Below are 16,307 nucleotides of genomic sequence, written 5' to 3'. Positions count from 1 at the left end.
GGTTGATCATATGAAACCATCGCTTAGACCAAAAAGTGATCAGGAGTTTTCACACAGCCTGAGCGATGAGCAGACATTCGTACTTTTTCTATAATTGATATAGGCTTGCGACGCAGTAGCGTTTTTCTCAATAGGGAGCAGGTAACTTGCATAGCTGTCGCGGTGGATGAATCATTAATATATTATTCAGACTACACTTAACTGTGTTTTTTCCTGAATAAATTCCCTCGCACTTATCGTGAAGTGGTAAAACAGGGATTTCAGATAGTTGGATGCTCATTTTTCAAAACTCAGCAGGTAATCGCATGATCTTAAGTGCTAATCACGTTGGTTTTTCAGTTAAAAATATTGAAGACTCATTATTCTTCTGGACTCAGATCCTCGGAGGTGAGTTATTACGCGAAGGAAAAATGTCTGGCCCTATAATCGATGAAGTCACAGGTGCAAGGGGAGCCGATGTACGAATGGCTTTGCTTGAACTGGCTGATATTAAGATTGAATTACTACAATACAATAACATTGAGCAGCCAGAAGAACCTTCAGCACCCTATATCCCAGGCTACGCTCACCTTGCTTTTATAGTTGAGGATCTTGATACGCTATTGAGCAAAGTATCGGACTATGGCTGGAAGACGCCGGGTAAACCTCAGACAGTGTTGTCAGGCCCCATGCAGGGAACCAGAGTAATATATTTACAAAGCCCTGATGGTCAGACGCTTGAATTGATGGAACTCAGTCAATGAAGTCCACATCTTATGACCTGTTATCCTCTAATTAAAACAGTGATGTCTGCAAAGTCCGCTTTTGGCTGTGAGTTCAACGGGTCGATGCAACGCTATCCTTAATCGAAGGGGGACGTTGCCATGAAACGAAGAACGCGCATTTACTACACGCCAGAACAGAAAGCGATTATCCAGGACAGATATAAGCAAGGTGATTCCCTGCATGATATCGCCAGAATGTTCGACAGATATCATTCTTCTATCATGCCCACTATCCACCAGACTGGTGGATACCGTCCCCCTGTCCGAAAGCGGCACCCGTTAGCGCTTTCGCTTGATGAAAGAGAGGAGATATCCAGAGGGCTGGTAGCAAAACGCAGCATCAGGGACATCGCTGCCAAATTATCAAGAGCTCCCTCAACGATTAGTCGCGAGATCAATAGGCACGGAGGTGCAAAACAATATCGTGCAGCAAAAGCGGATGCCACTGCATGGGAAAGTGCCCTGAGACCAAAACCCTGCAAGCTAATCGAAAGCCCCACTTTGTGTAAAATCATCGCAGAGAAGATGCATCAGGACTGGTCGCCGGAACAAATCGCCGGTTGGCTGAAACGCTGTTATCCGGATAGTCAGGAAATGCATGTGTCACACGAAACGATATATAAAACGCTTTTTATACAAACCCGGGGGGCGTTAAAAAAAGAACTGCAGCAATGCCTCAGAAGCGGAAGAGTCGTGCGTAGATCCAGAACATCATCGCTTAAAGGGAAAGGATTAGGGTCAATCCCGGATACGATCTCTATAAGCGAAAGGCCACCTGAAGCAGCTGACAGAGCCATACCAGGTCACTGGGAAGGTGACCTGATCCAGGGCTCGAAAAACTCCTGTATCGTCACCCTTGTAGAACGTCATTCCCGTTTTGTTATGCTGGCCAAAGTCAGGGACAACAAGACCATAACGGTTATATCTGCACTCATCAGACAAGCCCGGGAATTACCTGCTGAGCTTTATAAAACATTAACATGGGACCGGGGTGCTGAAATGACCAGCCATACCCGGTTTACCGTAGCCACAGATATTCAGGTTTACTTCTGCGATCCTCAATCCCCCTGGCAACGCGGCTCAAATGAAAATACAAACAGATTACTCAGGCAGTATTTTCCAAAAGGAACTGACTTATCGGTTCACAGCCAGCAAAGACTAAACAGTGTTGCCAGGCAGCTCAACGAGAGGCCAAGAAAAACGCTAGACTATGAATCACCCGCAGAGCGTTTTAACCAATGTGTTGCATCCATCAGTTGAACTCACAGCTCTCTGCGGACGTTTGCATCAGATAGTGCCCGCTAAGGGTGAAAAGCGAACAGGTAAGTTTTAATCATGCCTGACGGAGATATAACTCAAATCGCACCGATATTAATTAACGGGAAACACTGTCAGTCATATGACATGAGAAATTAATAAGAAAAAACTCAGATATTCTTGCCAGGCGGGCAGGACCGGCCAATGATTTCAGCAAGGAAATCCATTACCACGACAGCAGAGTGATCACGCTTAAGTTCAGGGTAGGCAACCAGCCAGATGTTCCTCACGGGCGAAGGCAGATTTTCCTGCAGCCTTACCAGTTCGCTGTCATTATCACCCATAAAGCAGGGTAAAGTAACGATGCCCAATCCTTTCCGGGCAGCCTGTTGCTGCGCCATCAAATCGCTTGCCCGAAAGATAACACGCCGCCCGTTCAGCAGTGATTCCAGCCATTGCTGCTGCGTGACATGTGCAAGCGTGCTGTCATAAGCAATAAACACCCAGTCCTCCTGAGGAATTTCTTGCCAGAACTGAGAAGCATAAAGACCAAAGCGCATAGTACCTATACGCCTTGTCATCAGGTCTGGATCGTCAGGCCTTTCAAGGCGAACCGCAATGTCAGCCTCACTTTTATTCAGAAGAGCATGGTGCGAAACGCCGGATAATGACAACGTGATACCCGGATGTTTCCGGGTGAAGCCTGCTATAGCAGGCGCAATGAGGTGTGCTGCAACGGCAGGTGACGCGCTGATATTTATAGGCACGGCCGGTTCGGCACACAATGACCTCGCCTGGATTCGAATACGGTCTGCAATGCGGTACATTTCGTCAGCGCCGGAGGCGATAATCCGGCCGTGTCCAGTAAGCGTGGTACGGCGTGGCAAGCGCTCTGTGAGCCTGAGCCCAAGCGAACTTTCAAGGGCTGTAATCCGGCGGCTTACAGTGGCGTGATCCACGCCAAGCTCCCTGGCTGCGGCAGACAGGGAACCACACCGGGAAAGAGCGAAAAAAAAATGTAAATCCTGCCAGTCCATACCTCACCTCTTGTGCATTTTTACACATGTATGGTGCTTTTATACCTGTATTCTTCCTGTAATAAACTCATTTATAGTTTTCTCACTTCATGAGTGAGGAAAAAATAATGTCGTTAGCAATGATTATCAGCCAGCCGGGTGGCCCTGAGGTTCTTAAAGCGGTGGAAAGAGAGCCAGTCAGTCCAGGTCCCGATGAAGTCCGTATCAGACACGAAATAATCGGCGTGAATTTCGTTGACATCTATTTTCGCTCAGGACTCTACCCTCAGCCATATCCCCAGGCGGTGCCTGGTTTTGAAGGGGCCGGAGTAGTCACAGCAACGGGCAGTAACGTCAGCGCCTTTGCTGCTGGAGACCGCGTTGCCTATACGGGAAATCCGATGGGCGCTTATGCTGAATCCCGCAATATACATGCCAGCCGCCTCATCAGGATTCCGGATGGTGTGGACACCCGTACAGCCGGTAGTGCGATGCTTCGGGGCCTTACCGCACATATGTTGCTCAACAAAGTAAGGGAAGTCAGGGCTGGCGACTGGATACTGGTTCATTCTGCTGCCGGAGGGCTGGGGCAGATAGTGACCCGCTGGGCAACGATGAAGGGTGCCAGGGTTATCGGTACAACGGGCTCACCGGAAAAAGTGGCAACGGCCCGCCTTGCTGGCGCGAGTGAAGTTTTGCTCCATACAGAAGCTGCATGGCCGGAGAAAGTCCGCGACATCACGGAAGGATATGGCGTGCATCTGGCCATCGACGGTATCGGAGGAACAATGCTGTCCAGAACGCTCAGCGTGGTCCGCCCTTTTGGCACTGTTGCCAGTCTTGGACAGCCTGCCGGCCCCATACCTCCGGTGCGGGTGGAAGAACTGGGATTTGCCCGATCTATAGCACTGATGCGACCAAGTTCACTCGCCTATACAGATGATGCTGCGCTTTACAGGAAAGGGGCCTCCGACCTTATGTCAGCACTGTCGGCAGGACTTGAAAGTCATATTGGCGCTGAATTTACCCTTACCGACGCAGCAGAAGCACACCGGGTTCTGGAGGCGGGTCATACAACAGGAAGCGTCATTCTCACGGTTCAGGATTAAGACTCTGACGTGAATGAAACGAGCGACGCAGGCATCTTTAAGGTATGCCATATCAGTGACGTGACGGCCAGGCTGGATTTATGTCCCTTAAGGACAATCATTCCCCCCTTGTCGTCCCCTTCAGGTGCTGCTAAGGAGATATGCAAGAAATTAGATAAAGGGGATGAGTCTGCTAAATCACTAACGTTCATACAATATCCGCTCCTGGAACCGAGCGGACGGGCTAACGAAGATGAGGGACCGCAGTGATCGAAAAGCGGACGCGATACTTATTCCATCAGGCGTCCATTAATCGTAACCACTTGAATTGGTAGCCCCCCCCTTCATTCGAGCCTGAAAACTTGTGGCGTTTCACGAGCCTGTGTATTCTCATTCATGGCCCGTGCTGCCCGCCGCTCGCTTCCTGAAGGGAAAAGGTGAAAGCATGTTTATTCTCAACCTCATTAATTTTGAAACTCTTGACGGTCGGGATGTGGTAATGCGAGCCCCACCATTTCCTGACAACAGGAGAAAATATGTTTTCTATCGAGCAAGCCAAACAAATGGCTGCAAAGTTAAAAGCCTCTCTTGAATTACGTGAACATAAGATTTCTTATTCCATTGCGCTCGAAACGGTTGCACACCAGTTAGGCTTCAGAGACTGGAACACTGCGGCAGCAACGTTACTTCCGCAGATCCCCCAGTCTCAAATTCAATTCAGCAAACCCATACCCATCCTACGAATTTTTGATGTCCGAAAAGCACAGGAGTTCTATCTTGAATTTCTGTCATTCAGCGTCGAGTTTGAACACCGGTTCGAGCCCGGTTTACCGCTGTATATGGGCATTGCCAGAGAAGGGTTACAGTTACACCTTTCTGAGCATCACGGTGACGCCAGTCCGGGTGCAACGATATTTATTCCAGTAAAAAATATTGCGTTGTTGAGAAATGAACTCCACGGCAAACAATATGGATACGGTCGCCCGGAAATAGTTAAGCAAGACTGGGGAGACGTCATGGAAGTCCACGATCCGTTTGGCAACCGACTCCGCTTCTGTCAACAAAGCTAGTTTGTCTTTCTTAAATGGGGAATTGCCAATAGGGCTTTCCCCTTTTTAAGGTAAGCATGAATTTAGCAATGTCAGCCTTTGGCACATAACTACGCCCGTACGCTATCAGCGAGGATCGGAATTAACACTGTAAGCGTGTCAAACGATGGATAGCGGATTAAAGTAGCAATAAGCTCTCTAAAATTATTCTCTATAAAAAAACCCGCTTTCGCGGGCTTTGAAATATTCGATACATCCAGCAGGAACTAAATCATTCCCACTCAATAGTTGCTGGCGGTTTGCCGCTGATGTCATACACCACGCGGGAGATACCATTGACTTCATTGATGATGCGGTTGGAAACGCGACCGAGGAAATCGTACGGCAGGTGCGCCCAGTGTGCGGTCATAAAATCGATGGTTTCTACTGCACGCAGAGAGACAACCCAGTCGTATTTACGGCCGTCGCCCATCACGCCAACGGAGCGGACCGGCAGGAATACGGTGAAGGCCTGGCTCACTTTGTTGTAGAGGTCGGCTTTATGCAGCTCTTCGATAAAGATCGCATCGGCACGACGCAGCAGGTCGCAGTACTCTTTCTTCACTTCGCCCAGTACGCGAACGCCAAGGCCCGGCCCCGGGAACGGGTGACGGTACAGCATGTCGTACGGCAGGCCGAGTTCCAGGCCAATTTTACGCACTTCGTCTTTGAACAGCTCTTTCAGCGGCTCAACCAGGCCCATCTTCATCTCTTTCGGCAGACCGCCCACGTTGTGGTGAGATTTAATAACGTGCGCTTTACCGGTTGCGGATGCGGCAGATTCGATCACGTCCGGGTAGATAGTGCCCTGCGCCAGCCATTTCACGTCTTCCAGCTTCAGTGCCTCTTCGTCGAACACTTCCACGAACACGCGGCCGATGATTTTGCGTTTTGCTTCCGGATCGTTCTCGCCAGCCAGTGCTGAAAGGAAGCGATCTTCTGCAGGAACGTGAACAATGTTCAGACCGAAGTGGTCACCGAACATGTCCATCACCTGAGCGGCTTCGTTCAGGCGCAGCAGACCGTTATCAACGAATACGCAGGTCAGGTTTTTGCCGATGGCGCGGTGCAGCAGCATTGCGGTGACGGAGGAGTCCACGCCACCGGAAAGGCCGAGGATCACTTTATCGTCGCCAACCTGCTGACGAATGCGTTCAACCGCGTCGTCGATGATTTTTGCCGGGGTCCACAGCGCTTCGCACTGGCAGATATCGCGCACGAAGCGCTCCAGCATACGCAGGCCCTGGCGGGTGTGGGTCACTTCCGGGTGGAACTGCACGCCGTAAAAACGTTTTTCTTCATTCGCCATGATGGCGAACGGGCAGCTTTCGGTGCTGGCAACGGTTACGAAATCGGACGGAATGGCCGTCACTTTGTCGCCGTGGCTCATCCACACGTCAAGCAGCACTTTGCCTTCGGCGGTCAGGGAATCTTCAATGCCGCGAACCAGCGCGCTGTCGGTCTGCACTTCAACCTGTGCGTAACCGAATTCACGCTCGTTAGAACCTTCAACGTGGCCGCCAAGCTGCATCGCCATGGTCTGCATGCCGTAGCACACGCCGAGCACCGGAACACCGGCTTCGAACACATACTGCGGTGCGCGCGGGCTGTTCTCTTCGGTGGTGCTTTCCGGGCCGCCGGAAAGGATGATGCCGCTTGGGTTGAAGTCGCGGATCTGCGCTTCGGTGACATCCCACGCCCACAGTTCGCAGTAAACGCCCAGTTCACGCACGCGGCGCGCAACCAGCTGGGTGTACTGAGAACCGAAGTCGAGGATGAGAATACGATGTTTATGAATGTTGTCCGTCATTGACGTTACTTCCGAGGCAAGTGGCAATGAATATACTCGTCGTCTTGCAGGCTGAACCTGAACAGAGAGTATGAAAGTCAGCGCCCGGTGAAAGCACCGGGCGCGGAAATCATTAAGAACCCATGCGGTAGTTCGGGGATTCCTTGGTGATGGTCACGTCGTGAACGTGGCTTTCCTGGATACCGGCACCGCTGATGCGTACAAATTCCGCTTTAGTACGCAGGTCGTCGATAGTACCACAGCCGGTCAGACCCATACAGGAGCGCAGGCCGCCCATCTGCTGGTGAATGATCTCTTTCAGGCGGCCTTTATAGGCAACGCGACCTTCGATACCTTCCGGCACCAGTTTGTCGGCAGCGTTATCGCTCTGGAAGTAACGGTCGGAAGAGCCTTTGGACATCGCGCCCAGAGAACCCATACCGCGGTAAGATTTGTAAGAACGGCCCTGGTAAAGTTCGATTTCACCCGGGGATTCTTCAGTACCGGCCAGCATAGAGCCAACCATGACTGCGGCAGCGCCTGCGGCGATGGCTTTGGCGATGTCGCCGGAGAAACGGATACCGCCGTCGGCGATAACCGGAATGCCGGTGCCTTCCAGCGCTTCAACCGCGTCGGAAACCGCAGTGATCTGCGGAACGCCTACGCCGGTTACGATGCGGGTAGTACAGATGGAGCCTGGGCCGATACCGACTTTCACCGCGCTCACGCCAGCTTCAGCCAGGGCACGAGCACCTGCGCCAGTTGCGACGTTACCGCCGATGATTTGCAGATCCGGGTATTTAGCACGGGTTTCGCGAATGCGCTGCAACACGCCTTCGGAGTGGCCGTGAGAGGAGTCGATCAGCAGTACGTCAACGCCTGCAGCAACCAGCGCGTCAACACGCTCTTCGTTACCGGCGCCAGCGCCGACTGCCGCGCCAACGCGCAGTTGGCCTTGCTCATCTTTACAGGCGTTCGGTTTACGTTCTGCTTTCTGGAAGTCTTTCACGGTGATCATGCCGCGCAGGTGGAAGCTTTCGTCAACGACCAGCGCTTTTTCAACGCGTTTTTCGTGCATTTTGGCGAATACGACTTCGCGGGATTCCCCTTCGCGAACGGTCACCAGACGCTCTTTCGGCGTCATATACACGCTGACCGGCTGGCTCAGATCGGTGACGAAACGCACGTCACGACCGGTGATGATGCCGACCAGTTCGTTGTCGCCGTTGACAACCGGGTAACCGGCAAAGCCGTTACGTTCGGTCAGTTCTTTTACTTCGCGCAGGGTGGTGGTCGGCAGAACGGTTTGTGGATCTTTAACCACACCGGATTCATGTTTCTTCACGCGGCGAACTTCTTCCGCCTGGCGCTCGATAGACATGTTTTTGTGAATAAAGCCAATGCCGCCTTCCTGTGCCAGCGCAATCGCCAGACGCGCTTCAGTCACGGTATCCATCGCCGCAGAGAGCATAGGAATGTTCAGGCGAATGGTTTTGGTGAGCTGCGTGCTCAAGTCGGCAGTATTCGGCAGAACGGTGGAGTGAGCGGGAACGAGGAGGACGTCGTCAAACGTCAGTGCTTCTTTAGCAATACGTAGCATGGGCAATATCTCTGACCTGGGGGGTTAAATATTGCCGTGGCATTATACAGAGCGTAACCGATTGCATCCACACTTTTTTGAGAAAAAACTTGCCATCCCCTCGTATCGGGTTACTATCGACTGAATAACCTGCTGATTTAGAATTTGATCTGGCTCACATGTCGTCGTTCCAATCCCCCTCAATTTATACCGTCAGCCGCCTGAACCAGTCGGTGCGTTTACTGCTGGAACGCGAACTCGGTCAGGTGTGGATCAGCGGGGAAATCTCCAATTTTACCCAGCCCGCTTCCGGCCACTGGTACTTCACCTTAAAAGACGATACCGCTCAGGTGCGCTGCGCGATGTTCCGCAACAGCAACCGCCGCGTTACATTCCGCCCGCAACACGGCCAGCAGGTGCTGGTTCGCGCCAACATCACACTGTATGAACCGCGCGGGGAATACCAGATTATCGTCGAAAGCATGCAACCGGCCGGCGAAGGCTTGTTGCAGCAGAAGTATGAGCAGCTAAAAGCCAAACTCGCTGCTGAAGGGTTGTTTGATCAGCAGCTTAAGCAGCCTCTCCCCTCGCCTGCGCACTGCGTGGGTGTGATCACGTCGAAAACCGGCGCGGCGCTGCACGATATTCTGCACGTGTTGAAACGCCGCGATCCGTCGCTGCCGGTAGTCATCTACCCAACGGCGGTGCAGGGCGAAGACGCGCCGGAGCAAATCGTACGTGCCATTGCGCTGGCAAACGCACGTCAGGAGTGCGACGTGCTGATTGTTGGTCGCGGCGGCGGCTCGCTGGAAGATCTCTGGAGCTTTAACGACGAACGCGTCGCACGTGCGATTTTCGCAAGTCGCATTCCGGTGGTCAGCGCCGTCGGTCATGAAACCGATGTCACGATTGCCGATTTTGTTGCCGATCTGCGCGCGCCAACGCCTTCGGCCGCAGCGGAAATTGTCAGCCGCAACCAGCTTGAATTGCTGCGCCAGGTACAGGCGATGCAGCAGCGCTTAGAGATGTCGATGGATTATTACCTGGCTGGCCGCAACCGCCGCTTTGCCCTGCTGAACCATCGCCTGCAACAGCAGCACCCACAGTTACGGCTGGCACGCCAGCAAACGGTGCTGGAGCGCCTGCAGCAGCGCATGCAAAACGCGCTGGATACACAGTTAAAACGCGCTTCTGCCCGTCAGCAGCGCGTGATGCAACGTCTGAATCAGCAAAACCCGCAGCCGCGGATTCATCGCGCGCAAAGCCGCGTGCAGCAACTGGAATATCGCCTTAGCCAGAACATTCGCGACCGTGTAAGCACCACGCGCGAACGTTTTGGTTCTGCTATTACGCATCTGGAAGCCGTCAGCCCGCTGGCGACGCTGGCGCGCGGTTACAGCGTGACCACCTCTCCGGCTGGCGAAGTTCTGAAAAAAACCCGCCAGGTGAAAGTCGGCGATAAGCTTACCACCCGCCTGAATGACGGCTGGGTGGAGAGTGAAGTCAGCAACGTGACGCCCGTAAAGAAACCGCGCCAGCGTAAATCATCTTAATTTGTACGATTAATCTATAAGCTGCCCCTATACTTTTGTTGTTCTTTTCATCAAGGAGAGCGACATGAAAACACGCCCGTTTAGCAGCGTTATCCCACCCTATATTCTTCGCCGCATTATCGACCACGGATCAGAAATGCAGCAGCGTTGCGCACAACAAACATTAACCCATGTGCAGACGCTGATGGCGCACAGCCACGGCAAACCCAGCGCGCCGCTGGTCACCTCACCCGGCGAGCTGGTACGCGATATTTATGATGCGCAGCAAAAAGAGAGCCTGCCCGGTAAGCAGGTACGCTACGAAGGCCAGCCATCGAATGGTGATGTTGCCGTGGATGAAGCTTACGACTATCTCGGTGTTACCCACGACTTTTTCTGGCAGGTTTTACAGCGTAACTCCCTAGATAATAAGGGAATGGTGCTGAGCGGTACCGTGCATTATGGTCAGCAATATCAGAACGCTTTCTGGAATGGTCAGCAGATGGTGTTTGGCGACGGCGACGGTGAAATCTTCAATCGCTTTACCATCGCGATTGATGTAGTAGCGCATGAACTCAGCCACGGCGTCACAGAAACGGAAGCCGCGCTGATCTATTTTGAACAATCTGGTGCGCTTAATGAGTCGTTATCGGATGTTTTTGGATCGCTGGTGAAGCAGTACCACAAGCAGCAAACGGCGGATCAGGCCGATTGGATCATCGGCGAAGGGTTGCTGGCAAAAGGAATTAATGGCAAAGGCCTGCGTTCAATGTCTCATCCCGGCACCGCCTATGATGACCCGCTGCTGGGTAAAGATCCGCAGCCTGCGCACATGAAAGATTTTGTGAAAACCCGTGAAGATAACGGCGGCGTGCATCTGAATTCCGGTATTCCCAACCGCGCGTTTTACCTTGCGGCGACGGCGATTGGCGGCTATGCCTGGGAAAAAGCCGGTTACGCCTGGTACGATACCGTCTGCGATAAGGCGCTGGCGCAAAATGCCGATTTCGCTGCCTTTGCGAAACTGACCATTCAGCACGGCGAAAAACGCTCGGGCCAGCAGGTTGCGGACGCTATCGAGAAGGCCTGGAAAGAGGTTGGAGTGTTGTAATGAACGAACCCGAATTGACCGATGATGCTGTGGTCGAAGTCGCCCGCGAAGGCGGGCTGGCTTATATCCCGAAGCTGAGCGGCACGCGAAAAATCGTGATTGCTCAGCTTAACGCGGAACAGCGCCAGCGCCTGGTCAGTATCCTGCATCAGACCCTGCCGCTCGGGCAACCGCCCGGGCAGCCGGATTCACCGGGGCGCGGCGATCAGCGTTTTTACCGTTTGCAGATAACCTGGACCACGCAGCAGACCGATGTGCTGTTGCTGATCCCGGAAAGTAAAGCGCCACCGTCGCTGGTGGAACTGTGGCGCGATGGCGAAGCCTGCATCTGCAAGCCTTAAAGCGGGGTAAATTCGACGCGTTTTTTAGAGATCAACCCGTGGCCGTGCTGGCAAAAAAAGTCCACCGCGCCGCAGGCTTTTAACACTTCCAGAGGCTGATGGCACTCCGGGCAGTTTGCCTGTACTTCAATATCATTGTCGCAACTGTCGCAATGCGCATGCGTTCCCACCAGTTCCAGCGGGTTGTGGCAGATTGGGCATTTGAGATCCATAACGCTCTCCTCGTTTATTTTTTCACTGCCCTTATCATACACCTTAAGTGACAAAACCTGCCGGATTCAGTTCATCAGCCAATTCGTAACACTTCCGCGAATTAAACCTAAAGAATCTGATTTGGAATTGTGAAAGTTATTTTTGGCAATGAAAGCTAAAGAGCTTCGCAATAACCCATGCTAAAAAATATACTCAATTAAACTTCACTCACTATTATATTTGTTTTTAGACGTTATTTTTCATACAAGAATAGCCCCTTATGCAGGGGCAGGATTTGAAGCGGAATTTAAAGCGAACTTTTCTTCGCTCCCTCAACCTCTTCTTTACAAGTGCTATCATTAGTAAAATTATATTGCAGATATAAATACCCGGTATCTGTACCTGTCGCCCGTACGTCGAGAGATACCATACTGAGATTGTTTTTTAATGGAGACCCTTTTTCTCCTTTCCACTCCGCAGATAAAAAGCGTTCTTTTTTATTTAATGCCATCACCCAATCTTGTGGTTCTTTCCAGAGAGAACCAGACAGAAGATAATCGCTTTTGTCGGCTTTACCATAGATAGAGGTTAAGGCGTTACTTAACTCCTCAAACTTCGATTTCAAAGCAATTCCATAACTGTCCGTATTAATGCTTTTACCTACTGCGCGTATTTGACAGAGTCCAGCTTTGGGGGAGATCTGAAGCCCGAACACCTCGAAATCAGCATTTTGTTTAGGCAATTTCGACGTAGTGTAAAGGTTAACGCTATTTTCTAAAGGCTTAAGTTCAACGCCAGTCATATCTTCAATATTTTGTTTTGACAATCCAGCTTCTAACCCAAATGGTCCTTCTGCCGGAGGCATTTTAGGTGATTGTTGAACCGGACTGTTTTGCTGTGCGGGTTCCTTGTCGACTTTTGTGTTACTTATTGATTGTGAATCAACTTTGATCTCAGCCAGGCCATATTTAGCGATTAAATATTTCTGCTGTAGCATCGCCATACTTTGTTCTTGCGTCGCAACAGTCGACAATTTCAAAGCCTGGATTAATCCGCCAGTGTACTGGTTAGCATCGGCCTTCGCTTCATCGATTCTGGTATTAAGAGTGTCCATTTCGGCTTTAATCGAACTGGCAAGTTCCGGATCAGGTTTTACGCTACTGACGGCTATTTCAATCTTCGCCCCTGCTTCAATCGCATTAATACGCTGTTCCAAAAGAGCCTTATTGGTTCCTAAAACTTCCAGCCTTGCCGTAACCAGATTCTTAATTAGCCCGCCCGCAAACTGCTTACCTGTCTCATTCGCAGCAGAGATTTCAGTTTCCGTGCGTGATAATTCATTTTTTAGATTTGTGACTTCCTGTTTCTGCTCAGGGGTCAATTCTTTAGGGCCACACCCCGTCAACAGAGTTAATGCCACCAATGTTGCTACAACCGTTTTTTTCATATCCCTATCTCATCTGTAAATGATGAGATTAATCCTAACAGGAAGTTTTTTTCTTTTAAACGATTGCAGACATATCCTCCTCGTTTCGGAAGACCTTGTTATATAAATTGAAAAATGTGACGGGTTACGATCTGGAAGTAATTTCATCTGAGGCGCCATGCGCCCAACCGGTGAAGGGAAAAATAGCCGGTGCCGCCGTGAAGCATCACTACCGCTTCAAATACACTTTATAATTTGCCTGGGCTTAAAACGTAAAACCCCTACTCGTTGGCTATCCAACTTTCGGGGTTCGCTTCAGATTTGCGGGTTTAAAGCGAGTAATTACTTACTCTTCTTAATGTGTTTAATCAGGCGCTTACGCTTACGCAGCTGGTTCGGCGTCAGGGTGTTGCGCTTATCCGCAAACGGGTTTTCCCCTTCCTTGAACTGAATACGGATTGGCGTACCCATTACGTCCAGCGATTTGCGGAAGTAGTTCATCAGATAGCGTTTATAGGAATCCGGCAGGTCTTTTACCTGGTTGCCGTGGATCACCACAATCGGCGGGTTATAACCACCGGCGTGGGCATATTTCAGCTTCACGCGGCGACCGCGCACCAGCGGCGGCTGATGATCTTCCGCAGCCATATTCATAATACGGGTCAACAGCGCGGTACTGACGCGACGTGTGGAGCTGTCATAAGCTTCGCGTACGGATTCGAACAGGTTGCCAACACCGCTGCCGTGCAGCGCAGAGATAAAATGCACTCGGGCAAAGTCGATAAAGCCGAGACGGTAATCCAGCGTCTCTTTAACCTGCTCTTTCACTTCCTGGCTCAGGCCGTCCCACTTGTTGACGACAATCACCAGCGAGCGGCCGCTGTTAAGGATAAAGCCCAGCAGCGACAAATCCTGGTCAGAGATGCCTTCGCGGGCATCAATCACCAGTAATACCACGTTGGCGTCTTCAATCGCTTGTAGGGTTTTGATAACGGAGAATTTTTCCACCACGTCGGTGATCTTACCGCGCTTACGCACACCGGCGGTGTCGATAAGTACGTACTCACGTTCATCGCGCTGCATCGGAATGTAAATACTGTCGCGCGTGGTGCCCGGCATGTCGTACACCACCACGCGATCTTCGCCGAGAATGCGGTTAGTGAGTGTAGACTTACCGACGTTCGGACGACCGACAATCGCCAGCTTGATCGGCAGATCCTGCGGGTTGAACTCCTCTTCCGGCTCTTCTTCTTCGCCATTTTCACGGGCTTCGAACTGCGCCCAGTACTCGGCGTCTTCATCCACCTCTTCCGGCGGATTCAGTTCGTCCATCCACGGCATCAGCACGTGCTCCAGCAGGCTGGTGACACCGCGACCGTGAGAAGCGGCGATGGCATAAATTTCACCGAGGCCCAGCGCGTAGAAATCCGCGGTTGCCTGATCCGGGTCCAGACCGTCGGTTTTATTAGCGACGAGGAAAGTCGGTTTTTCGCGTGAACGCAGATGCTTAGCAATAGCCGTATCTGCTGGCATCAGACCCGCGCGGGCATCCACCATAAACAGCACAACATCGGCTTCTTCAATCGCCAGCAGCGACTGTTCCGCCATGCGCGTTTCCACACCGTCTTCAGTGCCATCAATACCGCCGGTATCGATACAGATAAATTCGCGGCCTTCTACTTCAGCACGACCGTACTTACGGTCACGAGTCAGACCCGGGAAATCGGCCACCAGCGCATCACGGGTGCGTGTTAAGCGGTTAAATAGCGTGGATTTTCCAACGTTAGGGCGCCCGACAAGCGCGACCACAGGTACCATGTTTAAAGCCTCATTACAGGAAATTCATTAGCAAAACGTCGCAATTTGCGCGGCGTTTTAAAAACAGGAAAACGGCTCCTGCAACAGGAGCCGTCTTCGGAAACGACAAACTCAGCGCAGTTAGCGCGAGAGTGCGTACAGCGTACCGTCTTTCGCCTGGATCAGCAGCTTGCCACCAGCTACGACTGGCTCGGTCAGGAAACCGGAACTGTCGACTTTCTGCTGCGCGACGAAGCGCCCGTCTTCAACGTTGATCCAGTGAACATAACCTTCACTATCGCCTGTCACGATGTAACCATTATACAACGCCGGAGCGGTAAGGTTACGGTGCAGCAGATCGCTTTGCGTCCACAGGGTCACGCCACCGTCGGTGGTCAGTGCCAGAACGCGGTCATTCTGATCGATAATGTAGATACGATTACCATCAACAACGAAGTCGCTCACCGAGCCCAGCTCACGTTTCCACATGATCTGGCCGCTGCGCAGATCAAGCGCCGTCAGGTTGCCGTTATAAGCCAGTGCATAAACGACGTTGTCAACCACAACCGGCGTGGTATCCACATCGCTCAGGCGATCGATTTCGGTCGGGCCATTCGCCTGGGAGATGCGCTGCTGCCAAATCATCTGGCCCTGCTGCATCAGTACCGCGCTCACACGGCCATTATCGCCACCAACAATCGCTGCGCCAAAGGCGGTAGTCGGCGCAGATTCGCCGCGCAGGGAGAGCGCAGGCATATCCAGGTTGACCGTCCATTTCACCGCGCCATCGCTTTCATTCAGCGCCTGCAACTGGCCGTTACTGGTATGAATCAGCACCAGACCGTCGCTCACTACTGGGCGGGAAAGTGCTTCACCAGCAACTTTTGCCTGCCAGGCCTTCGAACCATCGCTGGTATTGAGGGCATAAACCTGCGCTTTCTCAGTACCGACGTACACATGACCGCCAGAAACGGTTACACCGCCGGAAAGCAACGCAGCGCGCGTGGAGAACCAGCCGTCTTTCTCTGCCAGATTGACCGACCAGATTTCATGGCCATCTTCAATGCTGACCGCTTTCACCACGCCGTGACGATCGGCAGCATACACTACGCCGTCAGCAAATGCCGGGTGCAGGTTAGAATAGAAATCGCCGATACCGTTGCCGACAGAAGTGCTCCACGCGGTTGTCGGGGTGAACTGATTTTCAACCACCGGCAGCGGGGACATTTTGACAACATCTTCTTCGCTATTGAACAGGGAACAGCCGCTCAATAACGTCACGGAAAGCAGCCCTGGCAGAAGTAATTTACGCAATTGCATCGGGTCC

Annotated in this window: 14 protein-coding genes; 7 read left to right on the top strand and 7 right to left on the bottom strand. The window is 52.0% G+C overall.

What is annotated here, in order from left to right; all coding sequences use genetic code 11:
• Positions 1-305 precede the first annotated feature (305 nt).
• On the top strand, positions 306-743 hold the full coding sequence (locus Y71_RS07115) for a VOC family protein (protein ID WP_035942126.1): 438 nt from the start codon (positions 306-308) through the stop codon (positions 741-743).
• Between the two features lie 120 nt (positions 744-863).
• A complete protein-coding gene (locus Y71_RS07110) occupies positions 864-2,024 on the top strand; it encodes an IS30 family transposase (RefSeq protein WP_007370836.1) in 1,161 nt (386 codons plus the stop codon).
• Between the two features lie 167 nt (positions 2,025-2,191).
• Here Y71_RS07110 and Y71_RS07105 read toward each other — a convergent pair whose 3' ends face one another.
• Complete coding sequence (locus tag Y71_RS07105; RefSeq protein WP_007370835.1) at positions 2,192-3,058, bottom strand: LysR family transcriptional regulator; 867 nt, start codon at positions 3,056-3,058, stop codon at positions 2,192-2,194.
• A gap of 107 nt (positions 3,059-3,165) precedes the next feature.
• Here Y71_RS07105 and Y71_RS07100 point away from each other — a divergent pair, with 107 nt between their 5' ends.
• Together Y71_RS07100 and Y71_RS07090 are read left to right on the top strand one after the other, a co-directional pair.
• A complete protein-coding gene (locus Y71_RS07100; RefSeq protein WP_007370834.1) occupies positions 3,166-4,146 on the top strand; it encodes a quinone oxidoreductase family protein in 981 nt (326 codons plus the stop codon).
• 515 nt (positions 4,147-4,661) lie between these two features.
• Complete coding sequence (locus Y71_RS07090; protein ID WP_007370833.1) at positions 4,662-5,195, top strand: glyoxalase superfamily protein; 534 nt, start codon at positions 4,662-4,664, stop codon at positions 5,193-5,195.
• Between the two features lie 250 nt (positions 5,196-5,445).
• On the opposite strand, the gene guaA is transcribed toward Y71_RS07090, so the two are convergent.
• A complete protein-coding gene (gene guaA / locus Y71_RS07085) occupies positions 5,446-7,023 on the bottom strand; it encodes a glutamine-hydrolyzing GMP synthase (RefSeq protein ID WP_007370832.1) in 1,578 nt (525 codons plus the stop codon).
• A 112-nt stretch (positions 7,024-7,135) separates the two neighbouring features.
• A complete protein-coding gene (gene guaB, locus Y71_RS07080; protein ID WP_007370831.1) occupies positions 7,136-8,602 on the bottom strand; it encodes an IMP dehydrogenase in 1,467 nt (488 codons plus the stop codon).
• 158 nt (positions 8,603-8,760) lie between these two features.
• On the opposite strand from guaB, the gene xseA reads away from it, so the two are divergent.
• The 3 genes from xseA (at position 8,761) to Y71_RS07065 (ending at position 11,565) form a co-directional block, all read left to right on the top strand.
• A complete protein-coding gene (xseA, locus tag Y71_RS07075) occupies positions 8,761-10,134 on the top strand; it encodes an exodeoxyribonuclease VII large subunit (protein WP_007370830.1) in 1,374 nt (457 codons plus the stop codon).
• A gap of 64 nt (positions 10,135-10,198) precedes the next feature.
• Positions 10,199-11,224, top strand: coding sequence for a M4 family metallopeptidase (locus Y71_RS07070; RefSeq protein WP_007370829.1), 1,026 nt, complete (start codon positions 10,199-10,201; stop codon positions 11,222-11,224).
• Positions 11,224-11,565 carry a protealysin inhibitor emfourin gene (locus Y71_RS07065; RefSeq protein ID WP_007370828.1) on the top strand — a complete coding sequence of 114 codons (342 nt, stop codon included), beginning with the start codon at positions 11,224-11,226 and terminating at the stop codon, positions 11,563-11,565. The genes Y71_RS07070 and Y71_RS07065 overlap by 1 nt, the downstream gene beginning before the upstream one ends.
• Here the strand turns inward: Y71_RS07065 and Y71_RS07060 are convergent.
• The 4 genes from Y71_RS07060 to bamB all read right to left on the bottom strand — a co-directional run bounded on the left by Y71_RS07060 (position 11,562) and on the right by bamB (position 16,300).
• Positions 11,562-11,777, bottom strand: coding sequence for a zinc ribbon domain-containing protein (locus tag Y71_RS07060; protein WP_007370827.1), 216 nt, complete (start codon positions 11,775-11,777; stop codon positions 11,562-11,564). The two genes, Y71_RS07065 and Y71_RS07060, sit on opposite strands and share 4 nt — an antisense overlap.
• 287 nt (positions 11,778-12,064) lie before the next feature.
• On the bottom strand, positions 12,065-13,204 hold the full coding sequence (locus tag Y71_RS07055) for a hypothetical protein (protein WP_007370826.1): 1,140 nt from the start codon (positions 13,202-13,204) through the stop codon (positions 12,065-12,067).
• 321 nt (positions 13,205-13,525) lie between these two features.
• Positions 13,526-15,001 carry a ribosome biogenesis GTPase Der gene (der, locus tag Y71_RS07050; RefSeq protein WP_007370824.1) on the bottom strand — a complete coding sequence of 492 codons (1,476 nt, stop codon included), beginning with the start codon at positions 14,999-15,001 and terminating at the stop codon, positions 13,526-13,528.
• A gap of 120 nt (positions 15,002-15,121) precedes the next feature.
• A complete protein-coding gene (gene bamB, locus Y71_RS07045) occupies positions 15,122-16,300 on the bottom strand; it encodes an outer membrane protein assembly factor BamB (RefSeq protein ID WP_007370823.1) in 1,179 nt (392 codons plus the stop codon).
• Positions 16,301-16,307: the final 7 nt, after the last annotated feature.

The organism is Kosakonia radicincitans DSM 16656 (assembly GCF_000280495.2).
Lineage (GTDB): Bacteria > Pseudomonadota > Gammaproteobacteria > Enterobacterales > Enterobacteriaceae > Kosakonia > Kosakonia radicincitans.
Note: the sequence above shows the minus strand (reverse complement) of the source record. Positions and strands in the feature narration are given on the sequence as shown.

What these genes read in the sequence shown, in the direction of transcription:
- Y71_RS07100 (WP_007370834.1), top strand. Translation starts at nt 3,166, where the DNA reads ATGTCGTTAGCAATGATTATCAGCCAGCCGGGTGGCCCTGAGGTTCTT.
- bamB (WP_007370823.1), bottom strand. Translation starts at nt 16,300, where the DNA reads ATGCAATTGCGTAAATTACTTCTGCCAGGGCTGCTTTCCGTGACGTTA.
- Y71_RS07110 (WP_007370836.1), top strand. Translation starts at nt 864, where the DNA reads ATGAAACGAAGAACGCGCATTTACTACACGCCAGAACAGAAAGCGATT.
- Y71_RS07055 (WP_007370826.1), bottom strand. Translation starts at nt 13,204, where the DNA reads ATGAAAAAAACGGTTGTAGCAACATTGGTGGCATTAACTCTGTTGACG.
- Y71_RS07115 (WP_035942126.1), top strand. Translation starts at nt 306, where the DNA reads ATGATCTTAAGTGCTAATCACGTTGGTTTTTCAGTTAAAAATATTGAA.
- Y71_RS07060 (WP_007370827.1), bottom strand. Translation starts at nt 11,777, where the DNA reads ATGGATCTCAAATGCCCAATCTGCCACAACCCGCTGGAACTGGTGGGA.
- Y71_RS07070 (WP_007370829.1), top strand. Translation starts at nt 10,199, where the DNA reads ATGAAAACACGCCCGTTTAGCAGCGTTATCCCACCCTATATTCTTCGC.
- xseA (WP_007370830.1), top strand. Translation starts at nt 8,761, where the DNA reads ATGTCGTCGTTCCAATCCCCCTCAATTTATACCGTCAGCCGCCTGAAC.
- Y71_RS07105 (WP_007370835.1), bottom strand. Translation starts at nt 3,058, where the DNA reads ATGGACTGGCAGGATTTACATTTTTTTTTCGCTCTTTCCCGGTGTGGT.
- guaB (WP_007370831.1), bottom strand. Translation starts at nt 8,602, where the DNA reads ATGCTACGTATTGCTAAAGAAGCACTGACGTTTGACGACGTCCTCCTC.
- guaA (WP_007370832.1), bottom strand. Translation starts at nt 7,023, where the DNA reads ATGACGGACAACATTCATAAACATCGTATTCTCATCCTCGACTTCGGT.
- der (WP_007370824.1), bottom strand. Translation starts at nt 15,001, where the DNA reads ATGGTACCTGTGGTCGCGCTTGTCGGGCGCCCTAACGTTGGAAAATCC.
- Y71_RS07090 (WP_007370833.1), top strand. Translation starts at nt 4,662, where the DNA reads ATGTTTTCTATCGAGCAAGCCAAACAAATGGCTGCAAAGTTAAAAGCC.
- Y71_RS07065 (WP_007370828.1), top strand. Translation starts at nt 11,224, where the DNA reads ATGAACGAACCCGAATTGACCGATGATGCTGTGGTCGAAGTCGCCCGC.